General features: G+C 65.4%; 16 protein-coding genes. 10 read left to right on the top strand and 6 right to left on the bottom strand.

Going from position 1 to position 15,965, the window contains the following annotated elements; all coding sequences use genetic code 11:
- The 6 genes from WH303_RS06315 to accD all read left to right on the top strand — a co-directional run.
- The coding region (locus WH303_RS06315) for a FimV/HubP family polar landmark protein (protein WP_339517446.1) at positions 1–1,634 on the top strand (1,634 nt) is incomplete at its 5' end.
- Between the two features lie 82 nt (positions 1,635–1,716).
- Positions 1,717–2,535: a tRNA pseudouridine(38-40) synthase TruA gene (gene truA / locus WH303_RS06310; RefSeq protein WP_027010797.1), complete on the top strand. Its 819-nt coding sequence runs from the start codon at positions 1,717–1,719 to the stop codon at positions 2,533–2,535.
- 22 nt (positions 2,536–2,557) lie between these two features.
- The gene (locus WH303_RS06305) at positions 2,558–3,280 is read left to right on the top strand and encodes a phosphoribosylanthranilate isomerase (RefSeq protein ID WP_339517444.1); all 723 of its coding nucleotides are present in this window, start codon (positions 2,558–2,560) and stop codon (positions 3,278–3,280) included.
- Positions 3,273–4,541 (top strand): tryptophan synthase subunit beta, encoded by a 1,269-nt coding sequence (gene trpB, locus WH303_RS06300; protein WP_339517443.1) that lies wholly within the window; start codon positions 3,273–3,275, stop codon positions 4,539–4,541. The genes WH303_RS06305 and trpB overlap by 8 nt, the downstream gene beginning before the upstream one ends.
- Positions 4,538–5,347, top strand: a complete 810-nt coding sequence (trpA, locus tag WH303_RS06295) for a tryptophan synthase subunit alpha (RefSeq protein ID WP_339517441.1) — start codon at positions 4,538–4,540, stop codon at positions 5,345–5,347. Before trpB ends, trpA begins: the two co-directional genes overlap by 4 nt.
- A gap of 60 nt (positions 5,348–5,407) precedes the next feature.
- Entirely contained in the window at positions 5,408–6,280 is an 873-nt protein-coding gene (gene accD / locus WH303_RS06290) for an acetyl-CoA carboxylase, carboxyltransferase subunit beta (RefSeq protein WP_339517440.1), read from the top strand.
- 103 nt (positions 6,281–6,383) lie between these two features.
- Here accD and WH303_RS06285 read toward each other — a convergent pair whose 3' ends face one another.
- On the bottom strand, positions 6,384–6,941 hold the full coding sequence (locus tag WH303_RS06285) for a YggT family protein (protein ID WP_339517438.1): 558 nt from the start codon (positions 6,939–6,941) through the stop codon (positions 6,384–6,386).
- Positions 6,942–7,194: 253 nt separating this feature from the next.
- Between WH303_RS06285 and lysS the strand changes: the two genes are divergently transcribed.
- The 4 genes from lysS to WH303_RS06265 all read left to right on the top strand — a co-directional run bounded on the left by lysS (position 7,195) and on the right by WH303_RS06265 (position 10,861).
- On the top strand, positions 7,195–8,736 hold the full coding sequence (gene lysS, locus WH303_RS06280; protein ID WP_339517437.1) for a lysine--tRNA ligase: 1,542 nt from the start codon (positions 7,195–7,197) through the stop codon (positions 8,734–8,736).
- Between the two features lie 106 nt (positions 8,737–8,842).
- Positions 8,843–9,856, top strand: coding sequence for a hypothetical protein (locus tag WH303_RS06275; RefSeq protein ID WP_339517436.1), 1,014 nt, complete (start codon positions 8,843–8,845; stop codon positions 9,854–9,856).
- Between the two features lie 80 nt (positions 9,857–9,936).
- The gene (locus tag WH303_RS06270; RefSeq protein ID WP_021026436.1) at positions 9,937–10,560 is read left to right on the top strand and encodes a mechanosensitive ion channel family protein; all 624 of its coding nucleotides are present in this window, start codon (positions 9,937–9,939) and stop codon (positions 10,558–10,560) included.
- A 127-nt stretch (positions 10,561–10,687) separates the two neighbouring features.
- Positions 10,688–10,861 (top strand): DUF1328 domain-containing protein, encoded by a 174-nt coding sequence (locus WH303_RS06265; protein WP_021026435.1) that lies wholly within the window; start codon positions 10,688–10,690, stop codon positions 10,859–10,861.
- Between the two features lie 110 nt (positions 10,862–10,971).
- Here the strand turns inward: WH303_RS06265 and WH303_RS06260 are convergent, their stop codons facing one another.
- From WH303_RS06260 to recO, 5 genes are all read right to left on the bottom strand, one after another.
- Positions 10,972–12,729, bottom strand: a complete 1,758-nt coding sequence (locus tag WH303_RS06260; RefSeq protein ID WP_339517435.1) for an ABC transporter ATP-binding protein/permease — start codon at positions 12,727–12,729, stop codon at positions 10,972–10,974.
- 90 nt (positions 12,730–12,819) lie between these two features.
- Complete coding sequence (gene nagZ, locus WH303_RS06255) at positions 12,820–13,905, bottom strand: beta-N-acetylhexosaminidase (protein WP_339517433.1); 1,086 nt, start codon at positions 13,903–13,905, stop codon at positions 12,820–12,822.
- A 56-nt stretch (positions 13,906–13,961) separates the two neighbouring features.
- A complete protein-coding gene (gene acpS, locus WH303_RS06250; RefSeq protein ID WP_339517431.1) occupies positions 13,962–14,354 on the bottom strand; it encodes a holo-ACP synthase in 393 nt (130 codons plus the stop codon).
- Between the two features lie 24 nt (positions 14,355–14,378).
- The gene (locus tag WH303_RS06245) at positions 14,379–15,149 is read right to left on the bottom strand and encodes a pyridoxine 5'-phosphate synthase (RefSeq protein ID WP_027010795.1); all 771 of its coding nucleotides are present in this window, start codon (positions 15,147–15,149) and stop codon (positions 14,379–14,381) included.
- Positions 15,146–15,907: a DNA repair protein RecO gene (gene recO, locus WH303_RS06240; protein WP_021026430.1), complete on the bottom strand. Its 762-nt coding sequence runs from the start codon at positions 15,905–15,907 to the stop codon at positions 15,146–15,148. Before recO ends, WH303_RS06245 begins: the two co-directional genes overlap by 4 nt.
- Positions 15,908–15,965: the final 58 nt, after the last annotated feature.

Below are 15,965 nucleotides of genomic sequence, written 5' to 3'. Positions count from 1 at the left end.
CCCCCCCCACCCCCCCCCCCCCCCCCCCCCCCCCCCCCCCCCCCCCCCCCCCCCCCCCCCCCGCGCGGCGCGCGGGCCCCGCGCCCCCCCCCCCCCCCCCCCCCCCCCCCCCCCCCCCCCCCACGCCTGCACCTGCAGCACCCGCTACGCCTGCGGTAACGGCCCCGGCACCAGCCCCAGCGCCCGCCACGGCACCGGCCCCAGCGCCAGCTGCTGGCGCCAGCGACGCCGCTGCACCTGCAGCAGCGCCAGCCCCGGCACCTGCGGCCCCACCCAAGCCCAAGCCCGCTCCGGCACCTGCGCCGGTCGAAGAGCCCAGCTTTGTCGATGAGCTGCTGGACAACCCCCTGCTGCCCGCAGCGGGCGGCCTGGCCATCCTCGCGCTGCTCGGCGGCCTGTGGTACCGCAACAAAAAGCGCAACGAAGGCGTCAACGCCGCGACCGACTCGGTGCTCGAGAGCAGCCTGGCCCAGGACTCGTTCTTTGGCGCCAGCGGTGGCCAGCACATCGACACCTCGGTGAGCGCGATGACCACCGGCAACTCCTCGCTGGCCTACACCCCCAGCCAGCTCGATGCCGGCGATGTCGACCCGGTGGCCGAAGCCGATGTCTACCTGGCTTATGGCCGTGACCTGCAGGCCGAGGAAATCCTCAAGGAGGCGCTGCGCACCAGCCCGACGCGCAGCGCACTGCATGCCAAGCTGGCCGAGATCTACGCCAAGCGCAAGGACCGCCTGGCGCTGGAGAGCATCGCCAAGGATGCCCGCCAGCTGACCGGTGGCACCGGCCCCGACTGGCTGCGCATCGCGGCGCTGGGCCAGGAGCTGGACGCGGCCAACCCGATCTACCAGAACAACACCGCTGCTGTGCCTTCTGCGGCGGAGATCGCCACGCCTGCCGCGCTGGCCGCCGCCGCTGCTGCTGCGCGCGCCGAGCCGATTCCTTTCGAGAACACGCTGCCGCCCACGACGATGGCAGCCTCCAGCCCTGCCAGCGCATTCAGCCCCTCCACCGGTCTGGATTTCGCGATGAGCAGCCAGCTGACCGAAACCCCGGATGCCGCCTCGCAGTTCCAGGCACCGGCAGCGCCTGCTGCCCCGGTAGCCGCGCCAGCTGCGCCGGCCGCTGATGCGGGCCTGGCTTTTGAAGCACTGGCGCCTGCCGCAGGCAAGCCTGCGCTGTCGATGGAAGACTTTGACCGCCAACTGGCCGAAGCGCTGAGCATTCCGTCCGAGCTCTCGCCCAGTGCCAGCCACAGCGCCGCGCAGAGCCTGGAGACCCAACCCGGCTCGCTCGACTTCCAGCTGAGCGACTTCGACAGCCAAAGCACGGCGCAGATGCCCATCGGCGACAAGAGCATGCCGACGATGGACTTTGACATGACCTCGCTGTCGCTGGACCTGCCCAGCACCGGCGAGCCAGACCACACCCATCCGGTCACCCTGGCCGATGACATGGCCGGTCTGGAGATCGATGACAGCGATCCGCTGGCCACCAAGCTGACCCTGGCCCAGGAATTCCTGGCCATCGGCGACAAGGAAGGCGCACGCTCGCTGGCCGAAGAAGTCATGGCCGAGTCGTCCAGCGCCACCGTCAAGGCCCAGGCCCAGCGCTTGCTGGACCAAAGCCGCTGACCCGCAGCCGCTCTCCCGGCACCAGCCCCGCTCTGCGGGGCTTTTTCATGGTCGGGTGGGCCGGCAGCCTTATGATGGCGCCATGCGAATCGCCCTGGGCATCACCTATAACGGACAGGCGTACCAGGGCTGGCAAAGCCAGCCCAGCGGCAATACTGTCCAAGACCATCTTGAAGCGGCGCTGAGCCGCTTTGCCGCCTCCCCCCTCTCCACCATTTGCGCTGGCCGCACCGATGCCGGTGTGCACGGCCTCATGCAGGTGGTGCATTTCGACGCCCCTGTCGAGCGCACCGAAGCCTCCTGGGTGCGTGGCACCAACACCTTCTTGCCCAAGGACATTGCCGTGCAATGGGCGCGCAGCGTGCCCGACGCCTTCCACAGCCGCGCCTGCGCCACATCCCGCCGCTATGGCTATGCCTTGCTGCAGTCGCCGGTGCGCCCCAGCGTGGAGCATGGCCGGGTCGGCTGGGTGTTCCAGCCGCTGGATCTGCAGGCCATGGAGCGCGCGGTGCAGTACCTGCTGGGCGAGCATGATTTCTCCTCGTTTCGCGCCGCCGGCTGCCAGGCCAAGTCGCCCGTCAAGACCTTGTATGCGATCAATATTGGCCGCAGCGCGCAGCGCCCCAGTGCCTCGCGCGATGGCGTGCCGTCCTGCTACTGGCGCTTTGATTTCCAGGGCAGCGCCTTCTTGCACCACATGATCCGCAACATCATGGGCTGCCTGGTCGTGATTGGCCAGGGCACCAAGCCGCCAGAATGGATGCAAGAGGTGCTCGACGCGCGCAGCCGCGAGACCGCCGCCCCCACCTTCTCCCCCGATGGCCTGTACTTTCTGGGCCCCCAGTACGATGCGCACTGGGGCCTGCCCAGCGAGGCCATCTCGTTTGACTGGTTTGCCTGAACAAGGAGCTCCATTGACCGCCATGCAAGCAAGCGCGGGCCGCACCCGCATCAAGATCTGTGGCCTGACCCGCGAACAGGATGTGGACGCGGCCGTGGCCGCCGGCGCCGATGCCATCGGCTTTGTGCTCTACCCCGCCAGCCCCCGGGCCGTGACCGCTGAGCGCGCCGCCGAGCTGGCCCGCCGCCTGCCCGCCTTCGTGACGCCGGTGCTGCTGTTTGTCAACGAGACCCCGGCCCAGGTGATGGCTGCCTGCGCCCGCGTGCCCGGCGCCATCGCCCAGTTCCATGGTGACGAGAGCCCGGAGCAATGCCTGGCGTCAACCGGCGGCGGTGAGCGCAGCTTTTTGCGCGCCGCACGCATACCCCTTGGCGACGCTGCGGTGCAGTTCGACCTCGTAGAATACGCCCATCGATATTCACACGCCAAGGCCATCCTGCTCGACGCCCATGTCGAGGGGTTCGGCGGCGGCGGCAAAGCATTCAATTGGTCACTGCTTCCAACAAACGTAGCCTCTCATCTCGTTTTGTCTGGTGGACTCACGCCTGCAAACGTGACCGATGGCATTGTGCAAGTCAGACCGCGCTGCATCTCGCTCGCGGTGGATGTGAGCTCGGGCGTTGAGATGACCGGTGCCGATGGCAAGACCATCAAGGGCACCAAGGACGCCGAAAAAATCCAACAGTTTGTCGCAGCCGTGCGTGCCGCTGACACACTACTTGCCAAGAATCCCTTCCATGTTTGAATACCAGCAACCCGATACCGCGGGCCATTTCGGCCCCTATGGCGGCAGCTTTGCCAGCGAAACCCTGACCCACGCCCTGGTCGAGCTGCGCGAGGCCTATGACAAGTACCAGAACGATCCGGAGTTCCTGCGCGAATTCCAGTACGAGCTGGCCCACTATGTCGGCCGCCCCTCGCCCGTCTACCACGCTGCGCGCATGTCGCGCGAGATGGGTGGCGCGCAGATCTACCTCAAGCGCGAGGACCTCAACCACACCGGCGCCCACAAGATCAACAATGTGATCGGCCAGGCCATGCTCGCCAAGCGCATGGGCAAGCCGCGCATCATTGCCGAGACTGGCGCCGGCCAGCATGGCGTGGCGACGGCCACGATCTGCGCCCGCTATGGCCTCGAATGCGTGGTCTATATGGGCAGCGAAGATGTGCGCCGCCAAAGCCCGAACGTCTACCGCATGAAGCTCTTGGGCGCCACCGTGGTGCCGGTCGAATCGGGCAGCAAGACCCTGAAGGACGCGCTCAACGAAGCGATGCGCGACTGGGTTGCCAATGTGGACAACACCTTCTACATCATCGGCACCGTCGCCGGCCCCCACCCCTACCCGATGATGGTGCGCGATTTCCAGAGCGTGATCGGCAACGAGTGCCTGACCCAGATGCCGGCGCTGTTCAAGGAACAGAACATGGCTGCCGAGCAGCCCGATGCGGTGATCGCCTGCGTGGGTGGCGGCAGCAATGCCATGGGCATCTTCTATCCCTATATCCCCCATGAGAACACGCGCCTGATCGGCGTGGAAGCGGCCGGCGAAGGCCTGGACAGCGGCAAGCACTCGGCGTCGCTGCAGCGCGGCTCCTCGGGCGTGCTGCATGGCAACCGCACTTTCATTTTGCAGGACGACAACGGCCAGATCACCGAAACCCATTCGATCAGTGCAGGTCTCGACTACCCCGGCGTGGGCCCCGAGCACGCCTGGTTGCAGGAAATTGGCCGCGCCCAGTATGTCGGCATCACCGACCAGGAGGCGCTCGACGCTTTCCACTACCTCTGCCATACCGAGGGCATCATCCCGGCGCTGGAATCGAGCCACGCCGTGGCCTATGCGATGAAGCTGGCCAAGACCATGCGCGCCGACCAGTCCATCCTCGTGAGCCTGTCGGGCCGGGGCGACAAGGACATTGGCACCGTGGCCGATCTCTCGGGCGTCGACTTTTATGCCCAACCCTCCAGCCGCGGCGTGGCCGTCAAGGGAAGCTACACCAAATGAGCCGTATCGCCGCAACTTTTGACCAGCTGAAGCTGGCCGGCCGCAAGGCCTTGATCCCCTATGTCACCGCCGGCTTTCCGTTTGCCGACATCACACCTGCGCTGATGCACGGCATGGTCGATGCGGGCGCCAATGTGATCGAGCTGGGCGTGCCCTTCTCGGACCCGATGGCCGACGGCATCGTCATCCAGAAGGCCGGAGAAAAAGCCCTGTCGCTGGGCATTGGCATGAAGCAGGTGCTGGCCATGGTGGCCGAGTTCCGCGTCAAGGACAACAGCACCCCCGTGGTGCTGATGGGTTACGCCAACCCGGTCGAGCGCTATGACCAGGTGCACGGCAAGGGCGCCTTTGTGCGCGATGCCGCTGCCGCCGGAGTCGATGGCCTGCTGGTGGTAGACTACCCGCCCGAAGAATGCGAAGCCTTTGCGGCCGATCTGCGCGCGCATGGCATGGACCTGATCTTCCTGCTGGCGCCCACCTCCACGCAAGAGCGCATGCAGCAAGTCGCACGCGTGGCCAGTGGCTATGTGTACTACGTCTCGCTCAAGGGCGTCACCGGTGCGGGCACGCTCGATACCGGTGCCGTCGAAGCGATGCTGCCGCAAATCCGCCAGCATGTGCACATCCCTGTCGGCGTAGGCTTTGGCATTCGCGATGCGCAAACGGCCCAGGCCATCGGCAAGGTGGCCGATGCCGTGGTGATCGGCACCCGCATCATCCAGCTGATCGAAAACCAGCCGCACGAAAAAGTCGTGGCGCTGGTCTCCGATTTTTTGCGTGGCATCCGCAAGGCGCTTGACGCATAATGCGCCTCCTGGGCTGCGCCGTGCGCAGCCCCTTGAGTGCGAGAGCAAAGGAAAACAACCATGTCCTGGCTAGAGAAACTGTTACCCGCCAAGATCCAGCACACCGACCCGGCCGAGCGTCGCCAGATGCCCGAAGGTCTGTGGATCAAGTGCCCTGCATGCGAAGCCGTGCTGTACAAGGCCGACCTGGAGCACAACTTCAATGTCTGCCCCAAGTGCAGCCACCACCACCGCATGTCGGCGCGCTCGCGCTTGAACCAGTTCCTCGACGCCGAAGGCCGCTACGAGATTGGCCAGGAAGTGCTGCCCGTCGATGCGCTGAAGTTCAAGGACAGCCGCAAGTACCCAGAACGCCTCAAGGAAGCGCTGGAAAACACCGGCGAGACCGATGCACTGGTCGTCATGGGTGGCTCGGTCAAGAGCATCAACCTGGTGGTCGCCTGCTTCGAGTTTGAATTCATGGGCGGCTCGATGGGCTCGGTCGTCGGCGAGCGCTTTGTGCGCGGCGTCGAAACCGCCATCGAGCAAAAGGTGCCGTTTGTGTGCTTTACCGCCACCGGTGGCGCGCGCATGCAGGAAGGCCTGCTCAGCCTGATGCAGATGGCCAAGACCAATGCCGCGCTGACCCGCTTTGCCAAGAAGGGCCTGCCCTACATCAGCGTGCTGACTGATCCGACCATGGGCGGCGTGTCTGCCGGTTTCGCTTTCATGGGCGATATCGTCATGGCCGAACCCAAGGCGCTGATCGGCTTTGCCGGCCCGCGCGTGATCGAGAACACCGTGCGCGTCAAGTTGCCCGAAGGCTTCCAGCGCGCCGAGTTCCTGCAGCAAAAGGGTGGCGTGGACATGATTGTCGACCGCCGCGAGCTGCGCGACCGCATTGCCAGCAGCCTGGCCATGCTGCAGCGCCTGCCGGCTGACGCAGTGGCCTGATCGGCCTCGCTACCCCAGCGGTTCGCTGGGGGCCGCGAATCCTCATAAAAAAAACCGCCCTAGGCGGTTTTTTGCGTCCGGGCTTGGCGCCCCAAGGGTCACATCACACGGCCATCAGCAGCCGGGATTGCAGATGGGCCAGCATGATGGAGATGATCTGCAAGCCCACCAGCAGCACGATGGGCGACAGATCGACCCCGCCAATCAGTGGAATGACCTTGCGCAAGGGGCGCAGCAGCGGCGCGGTGAGCTGGTAGAACACGGCATTCATCACCCCATTGCCCGAAGACAGCCAGGAGAGCACGGCATGCACCAGGGTCACCACCACCATCGTGGAGATGGCGATATTGGCCACGCCAATGGTGGCCACCACCAGCACCGACAACAGCGATGTCAGGCCGCCCGCGACCAGCCACAGCAGCACAAACTGGACCACCTGCACCAGCCAGGCACCCAGAATGCTGGCCCAGTCACCGCCGGGCAGGCCCTTGGTGATCCTGCGCAAGGGCAGCACCATCCAGCTGGTCAGCGCCAGCACCAGCTGCCCCAGCGGGTTGTTGAAGGAGACGCGCTGGTACTGCATGTACCAGCGCAGCAGGCAGGCGCCGGTCAGCAGACCACCTGCGATATTGAGCAGCAGGGACAGGATTTGAAAAAGCATCGGTGTTTCCAGTCGGGAGCCATCCCGAGAATGCGAATTTGCTATTAAAAATGAAGCTGGCAGGCCAATAACAAAGGGCTTGAGGCTATTATTCTAGGGCCGCAGCCCAGGCTGGCGCCAGCAAATCCCCCTGCGCGCCAGGGACGAAAAGCGGCGCAGCAGTCGGACACTACGGCTTTTGCCGGCACGGGGCACGCTAAAAATCTTAAAATGACAGGTTTTGGCCGTTTACCAGCGCAATGCTGGCCTCTTCATGTCTGAAAACCACACCACTCCCGAGACCGCGCCGGTTGCGCACGACGAAAACCAACTGATTGCCGAGCGCCGCGAAAAACTCAAAGCCCTGCGCGAAGCACAGCGCCAAGGCAAAGGTGTGGCTTTCCCCAATGACTTCAAGCCCGCCGACCGCGCAGCCGACCTGATTGCGGCCCACGCCGAGAAGGACGCCGCCGATCTGGACGCTGCCGCGCTGACCGTCAGCGTCGGCGGCCGCATGATGCTCAAGCGCGTGATGGGCAAGGCCAGCTTTGCCACTGTGCAAGATGCCACCGGCCGCATCCAGCTCTACGTCACCCGCGATGCGGTGGGCGAAGAGCTGTACGCCGATTTCAAGAAGTGGGATCTGGGCGACATCATCGGTGCCGAAGGCCAGTTGATGAAGACCAAGACCGGCGAGCTGTCGATCAAGGTGACCAAGATCCGCATGCTCACCAAGAGCCTGCGCCCCATGCCCGACAAGTTCCACGGCATGGCCGATCTGGAGCAGAAGGTGCGCCAGCGCTATGTCGACCTGATGACCGACGAAGACGCCCGCAAGCGCTTTGTGGCCCGCTCCAAGGCGGTCTCCGGCATCCGTGAGTTCATGGTCGAGCATGGCTTCCTCGAAGTCGAAACCCCCATGCTGCATCCCATCCCCGGTGGTGCCAATGCCAAGCCCTTCATCACCCACCACAATGCGCTGGACCAGGAGATGTACCTGCGCATCGCCCCTGAGCTCTACCTCAAGCGCCTGATCGTGGGCGGCTTCGAGCGGGTGTTCGAGATCAACCGCAACTTCCGCAACGAAGGGGTGTCGGTGCGCCACAACCCCGAGTTCACGATGATGGAGTTCTACGCGGCCTACTGGAACTACCGCGATCTGATGGACTACACCGAAGCGCTGATCCGCGACGCGGCGATAAAGGCCGTGGGCACCCTGGAGCTGACCTATGGCGGCAAGCCGGTGGACCTCGCCAAGCCTTTCGAGCGCCTGACGATCACCGAAGCCATCGTCAAGTACACCGATGCCGGCGAGAACGTGGGCAACCGCGAATGGCTCACCAATGCCTTGAAGAAGCTGGGCATGAAGGAAGAGAAGGACAAGCTGGCGGGCCGCACCTTGGCCAGCCTGCAGGTGCTGTACTTCGAGGAAGTGGTCGAGGACAAGCTCTGGAATCCCACCTTCATCATGGAGCACCCGACCGAGATCAGCCCGCTGGCCCGCGCCAACGATGACCGCCCCGAAGTGACCGAGCGTTTTGAGCTCTACATCACCGGCCGCGAATTCGGCAACGGCTTCTCGGAGCTGAACGATGCCGAAGACCAGGCCGCGCGCTTCAACGCCCAGGTTGCAGCCAAGGATGGCGGCGATGACGAAGCCATGTACTACGACCACGACTTTGTGCGCGCCCTCGAGTACGGCATGCCCCCCACCGGCGGCTGCGGCATCGGTATCGACCGCTTCATGATGCTGCTGACCGACAGCGCCAGCATCCGCGACATCATCCTGTTCCCCGCGCTGCGCCGGGAGCAATAAGGCGCCCCGCAGGCCCCCGGCCTGCCAGCAGCGCCCAGCGGCACAGGTTCTGCCCAGAGCCTGTGCCGCTTTTTCATGGCCAGCCGCCGCCGATATACTGGCCTGCATGCAGATACCCCGTTACTGGGCGCAAGCGCGCCTGCGCCATGAGACCAGCCCCCGCCATGGCGCCACCGTCCAACGCTGGGGCTGGTCCGACCAGAGCCCCGATGCCGCGCAAGCCCATGCCCAGCAGCGCGCCCAGGCCGCGCTTGACCAGGTGCTCAGCGCCCCGCAGGCGCGCAACCTCGATGCCCGCTTTCAGCGCATGGAGCGGCTGGGGGAATATGGGCTGAACGGCCAGACTCCCATCCGCGAAGAGATTCTGGGCCAGCGCGGCCGGGCGGTGATGACGCGCAACAGCTACGGCGCGCACTGCCTCAACACCCCCGATGTCGCCATTGCCGACATGGACTTCCCGCCGCAGCCAAAGCCCCCTAGCTTGGCACCGCTGCTGATCGCGGCAGTCTTTGCGCTGGCGGCCTGCTTTGTCATCTTTGCGCAGGGCGGCGCGCTGCCCGCGATGGTGGTGCTGGCAGGCGCCGTGGCCGTGCTCGCGCTGTGGCTCCGGCGTTTGCTGAACCTGCGCCAAAAGCAGGCCGGCAGCGCCGATCCCCGGCAGCTGGCGCTAGAGCGGGTCACCGCCTTCAGCCAGCACCACCCCGACTGGGGCCTGCGCGTTTACAGCACGCCCAAGGGCATGCGCATCATCGTCACCCATGAGGCGATGGCGCCCACGGACGGCGCGGTGCAGGCGCTGTTCTCTGCGTTGCAGGTCGATCCGATCTACCAGCGCCTGTGCCTGCAGCAGCAGTGCTTTCGCGCCCGTGTCACCGGCAAGCCCTGGCGCATGGGCCTGTCCGGCCCCAGCCCGCAGGTGCGGCGCTGGCCGGTCGCGGCCAACCAACTGGCAGCGCGCGCAGACTGGACGCATGTCTACGACAAGCAAGCGGCGCAGTACAGCGCCTGCCGCTTCGTCGCGCAGCTGGGCCAGGCCCGCATCGCGATGGATATCCAGGCGCTGGTCGATTGGCATGACGAGGCCTGCCGTGCCGAGGAAAGCCAGCTGCCGCTGGCATGAACGCGGCCCCTCGTCGCCGATAATCGGCGCATCCAACTCCACGGGCTGCCTTGGCGCCCGCTGCGCTCCCCCCGCCTGCCATGAACCGACTCAAACTCCTGATCCCTGACTGGGCCACCGAATGGGTGGACATCATCGTGCCAGCCATGCAGATCAGCCTGATCCTGCTGCTGTCCATCACACTCAACTATGTCACCCGCAAGCTCATCACCCGCATGGCCCAGCACTACCACTGGCCGCTGGAGCTGGCCGTGCCGATCAAGGGCCTCGTGCGCTGGCTCATCATTGGCGGCACCTGCCTGTTGATTCTGGAGCGCCTGGGGGTCAGCGCCACCGTGCTGTGGACGGCGTTCTCCGGCTTTGCCGCCGTCGGCGCCGTGGCCTTCTTCGCCGCCTGGAGCGTGCTGTCCAACTTCTTCTGCGCGGTGCTGATCTTCACCGTGCGGCCCTACCGGCTGGGCGACTATATCGAGGTGCTCGACGGCCTGGACAAGCCCGGTGCCAAGGGCCGGGTGGTCGATATCAACATGCTCTACACCACCATCGAGGACTTTGCAGCCGACCGCAGCCAGAGCGTGGTGCTGCAGATCCCCAACACCCATATCTTCCAAAAGGTGGTGCGCCGCTGGACCGACGATCCACCACCGCAGCAGCCGCCTGAGGCCAGCCCGGCAGAGCCAGCGCAGACCCCATCGGTGCCTTAAAGGGCGCTTGCAGCCGCAAATCAGCCACTGTCAGCGCCAGCCTACCGCTACTTACATCTTCGGCCCACGACTGTGCCCTGGCCCCGTGCTTAACATCGAAGCATCACATGACAACAGGAGGTTTTCGATGCTGAAGTGGGCCATTATTTTTGCGGTGATCTCGTTGCTGGCCGGCGTGTTCGGCTTTACCGGTGTTGCCTCGGGCGCAGCGGGCATTGCAAAGATCCTGTTCTTTATCTTTATCGCCATCACGGTGATCTTCCTGGTCATCGCCCTGCTGGGTGTCGGCGCCGTCGCCTGACCTCTGCCTTCACAGCCAGCGCTGAAAAATGCCTGCATGCCTGCACGCCTGCCTTGTGCAGGCATTTTTTCGGCCCATCGCAGCCGGCCCAACCGCCAAGGCGGTGCAGCCTAGCGCGCTGCAGAGACCGGCAGCACCGCCCGCTGCGCCGCATCGAGCTGCCAGCGCCCGCCATGGAAGGCCTGTACGCTGTCGCGGTGGGCAACCGACACCAGAGACCCACCGCGCTCACGCACCATTTGCAGCAGCTGCGCATAGACCTCGGCTTCGGTCGCCTGGTCCAGCGCGCTGGTGGCCTCGTCGGCAAACACCCAGGCGGGGCGTTTGAGCAGGACCCTCGCAATCGCCAGGCGCTGCTGCTCACCGCCCGAGAGCACGGCGTTCCAGGCGGCCACCTCATCGAGCCGCTCCACCAGCGGCGCCAGCTGCGCTGCACGCAAGGCCGCCTTCAGCTGGGCATCGCCATAGTCACTCGCGGGCTGCGGGTAGGCCAAAGCCTGGCGCAGGCTGCCATCAGGAAAATAAGGGCGCTGCGCGATGAACATGCTGTCCTGCGGCCGCAGCACCCGGCCGCGCGCAAAGGGCCAGATGCCGGCCAGGCTGCGCAGCAAGGTCGACTTGCCACTGCCCGAGCGCCCGCTGATCAGCACATCCTGGCCAGCGGCCAGCTGCAGGGCCGCATCGTCGATGACCACCCGGCCCCCCGGCAGCGCCACCTGCAGGCCCTGGGTTTGCAGATGGTCGGCCGCCTCCAGCGACGGGCCCTGGGCTTGGGCCTGGGCCTGCAGACCGGCCTCAAAGCTGGCCAGACGCCGTGTGGTGGCCCGCCAGGCCGCTATATCGCTGTAGTTGTTGACGATCCAGCTGAGCGAATCCTGCACCTGGTTGAAGGCCGAGGCAATCTGCATCAGCTGGCCCAGCTGGATGGCGCCGCTGAAAAAGCGCGGCGCGGCAATGATGAAGGGAAACACCACGGCGGCCTGGCCAAAGAAATTGGTGAACCAGGCGAGCTTTTTTTGCTGGCGGATCAGCAGCAGGTAGTTGCCCAGCACATCGGCAAAGCGCAGGCGCAGCTGCGCGCCTTCCACCCGCTCGCCGCCGTCCATCGCAATCGCCTCGGCATGCTCGCGCACCCGGACCATGTGGTGGCGGTAGTCGGCCTCCAGGCGCTGCTGCGTGATATTGAGGCCCACCTGGGGCTTGCCCAGCCACAGCGAAATGGCGCTGCCCACGAGGCAATACACAACGGCCATCCAGACCATAAAGCCAGGAATATGCAGGCTGCCGCCGCCCAGCATGGCAGGCAGGCTGAGATCCATCGCCGCGCTCAGCCCCCAGAGGATGCCGACAAAGCTGACAAAGGTGACCAGGGCGTTCAAGAGCCCCATGCTGAGCGCCACGGTGTAGCTGCTAAACAGGTTGATGTCTTCCTGGATGCGCTGGTCGGGGTTGTCCGGCATCTGCGTGCTGCCGCTGTAGCGGCCCAGCTCCATGCGGTAGAAGGTCTTGTGGGCCAGCCAGCGGCCTTGCAGATGCTCGGTGAGCCAGCGCCGCCAGTGCCACTGCAGCAGCTGGGTGAGGTAGAACTTGTAGACCGCAATGACGATGTAGACCAGCGCCAGCCACAAAAAGCGCCAGAGCTGGTGCCAGAACACATCGGCCTGCTTGTTTTGCAGCGCATCGTAGAACACCCGGTTCCAGCTGTTGATCTGCACCAGCATGAACACCGCTGCCAGGTTGAGCGCGACGATGGCGGCCAGCAGGCCCCAGGCGCGAAGCTTGTCCTCGGAGACAAAATAGGGCCGCGTCAGCGCCAGGGCCTCGCGGCCAGCCAGCGCCACACGGCGCAAGGGGTTGTGAAGGGGCATATGCTCTCAGCCATCTAGGGGATAAGAGCAATCTAGAGGACGGGGCTGAGGCGAGGCTTAAACCGCCGCCGCAGCCAGCCATGCGGGAGCTCAGCCGAGCAGGTCCAGCGCGTCCTGGTAGGCGGGCTGGCGCATCAGCTCATCCCAGGGCTGGGGCACCGTCTCGGGCAGCAGCGCCAGGCGGCGCGATTCCGAATCCTCGTCGGGCTGCCAGCGGCCACTGCGCAGCGCGTCGTCCATGCCGTCCAGCAGCTCATCCACATGGGCGCCCAGGCCCAGGCTCTGGTTGCAGAGCAGCACCATGTCGCAGCCGGCAGACAAGGCGGCCAGCGCGGCCTCGGTGTAGCTGATCAAGCTGCCATTGATGCGGCGCGCGCCCTCCATGCTCAGGTCGTCGCTGAAGATCGCACCGTCATAGCGCAGGCGCGTACGCAGCACATCCTTGAGCCATTTCTCGCTAAAGCCAGCCGGGCGCTTGTCCACCTTGGGATAAATCACGTGCGCGGGCATCACGGCCGTCAGCACGCTGCTGAGCCAGGGGTAAGGCGCGGCATCTTCTGCCAGGATGGCGCTCAGGCTGCGCCCATCGACGGGAATATCCACATGCGAGTCGGCTTTGACAAAACCGTGACCAGGAAAATGCTTGCCGCAGTTGCCCATGCCCGCCTGCAGCAGGCCATGCATGAGGCTCTTGGCCAGCATCGCCACCACGCGCGGGTCGCGGTGAAAGCTGCGGTCACCGATGACCGAGCTTTCGCCATAGTCCAGATCGAGCACCGGGGTAAAGCTGAAATCCACCGCGCAGGCGCGCAGCTCGGCACCCAGCACATAGCCCGCTGCGGTAGCGGCATTCATCGCCCGCATCGCGCCGCTGCCCGGGCGGTGTTGGCGGCCCTGGCCGTCGTCCATCCACATCTGGCCAAAATGCCGCATCGATGGCAGGTGCGTGAAGCCATCGGTACGGAAGCGCTGCACGCGCCCGCCCTCGTGGTCCACACAAATGAGCAAATCCGGCTTGATGGCCTTGATCTGCGCGCACAGCTGCACCAGCGCCGAGCGGCTCTCCCAGTTGCGGGCAAACAGGATGATGCCGCCCACCAGCGGGTGGGCCAGGCGGGCGCGGTCGGCATCGGTCAGGGCCTTGCCGGCGATATCAATGATCAGAGGAGCGTGCATGGGAGGGATGCGGACAATTCAAAAACGGGCCCTGGCAGGGCCCGGGGGAGCGGGAATCAGAGCTTTTCGACGACGCAAAAGCTCGCGGCATAGTCGACCTCGTCGGTCACGGTGATATGGGCCGTCAGCCCTTGCACCTCAAACCAGGTGGCCAGCTCGCCATGCAGCCGGATGCCCGGCTTGCCGCTGGGCAGATTGATGACCTCGCAATTGCGCCAGGTCATCGGCATGCGCATGCCCAGGCCCACGGCCTTGCTGAAGGCCTCCTTGGCCGAAAAGCGCGTGGCCATGTAGCGCACGCCCCGGTCAGGCCAGCGCTCGCTGCGGCGGCGCCAGACGGCCAGCTCGCCCTCGGCCAGCACCTTGTGGGCAAAGCGCTCGCCCTGGCGCTCCAACGTAGCGCGGATGCGGCGGATATCGCAGATGTCGGTGCCAATACCGTAGATCATGCTGTCACAGACCTGGGCGTGCCATTACAGCAGCACGCCATCGGCGCGGGCGTCGAGCGAGCGGCGGTAGGCACGCACGGCTTCGGCGTAGCCCATCTCCAGCGCATCGGTGACAAAGGCGTGGCCGATCGACACTTCCAGCACCTGGGGCACATGGGTCACAAAGGGGGTGAGGTTGCGCAGGCTCAGGTCATGGCCGGCATTGACGCCCAGGCCCACGGCCTGCGCCGCCTTGGCTGCGGCCACATAGCGCGCCAGCTGCACACTTTGCTCGGGCGTGCCAAAGGCGGCCGCATAGGGCTCGGTGTAGAGCTCGACGCGGTCGGCGCCCACCGCCTTGGCAGCGGCCATCTGCTCGGGGATCGGGTCCATGAACAGGCTCACGCGCACGCCCAGTGCCTTGCACTCGTCCACCAGCGGCTTGAGGCGCTCGGCGTCTTGCGGAAAGTTCCAGCCATGGTCGCTGGTGAACTGGTCCTCGCCATCGGGCACAAAGGTGGCCTGGTGCGGACGGTACTGGCGCACGTAGGTCATCAGATTCTGGAAAGGATTGCCTTCGATGTTGTACTCGCGCTTGACCGGCCAGGTGGCGATCACATCGGCCAGCCGCTCCACATCGCCCGGGCGGATATGGCGCTCGTCCGGCCGCGGGTGCACGGTGATCCCCTGCGCGCCCGCTTCCAGGCACAGACGTGCCGCTCGCGTCACGCTCGGGATATCCAGGTGGCGGGTGTTACGCACCAGTGCCACCTTGTTGAGGTTGATAGACAGGGCAGTTTTCACGGGGGTAGTCATAGTGATTGGATATCCATCATCAACTGGCGCGTACGCAATACCGGCTGACCACAATGGTGTTGCAGCAGCGTACGCAACTGAACTTTTAACTCTGCGGCGCACAACACGCAAGCCCTGAGCACCGCAGGATAGGGATTTGCAGCGGACAGCGCTTGCTCCAAGTCCTCCCATTGTGCACCGCTGAGCCCCGCCCTGTCCTGCCCATGGGCCTCGCGCAGGCCGGCATCGGGCACCAACACATAGCGCGTGGCGGGCTGGAGCGGCTGCAGCGACAGCGTTTGCGCCGCCAGCGATGGCAGCAGTCCCAGCTCGCGCAGCAGCAGCAGCTCAAAGGCGCGCAGCACGGGCTCGAGCACCTCGCCATGGTCGGTGGCCAGCACCCGCACCACACCGGCATAGATGTCGAACAGGTTGGCAAACGGGTCTTCGCGCGCCAGCAGCCGCATCAGCAGCTCATTGAGGTACAGGCCCGAGAGCAGGCCCGCGCCCACCGGCATCGTGTGGCCGCCGACCCACTCGGCGCTTTTGAGCGTGTGGATGTCCGAGGCCCCCTCGCCCGCGATGCCCCAGGACAGGCGCAGCGGCTGCAAGGCCAGCAGCACCGGCCTAAAGTTGGAGGTGGGTTTTTTAACGCCCTTGGCGACCAGGGCCACGCGTCCCCGGTGCCGGGTAAAGCATTCCAGCACCAGGCTGGATTCGCTCCAGTCGTACCGGTGCAGGATATAGGCCGGTTCCTCGTTGACGCGCTTGACAGCCATGGCTCAGGGGGTGCAGTACGTGACCCCGTTGGGGCCACAGAAGAGGTCAGGTACCGGG

The sequence above is a fragment of the Comamonas sp. MYb69 genome (assembly GCF_037479315.1).
GTDB lineage: Bacteria > Pseudomonadota > Gammaproteobacteria > Burkholderiales > Burkholderiaceae_C > Comamonas.
The sequence above is the reverse complement of the archived record's forward strand: the minus strand, read 5'-3'. Positions and strand labels throughout refer to the sequence as shown.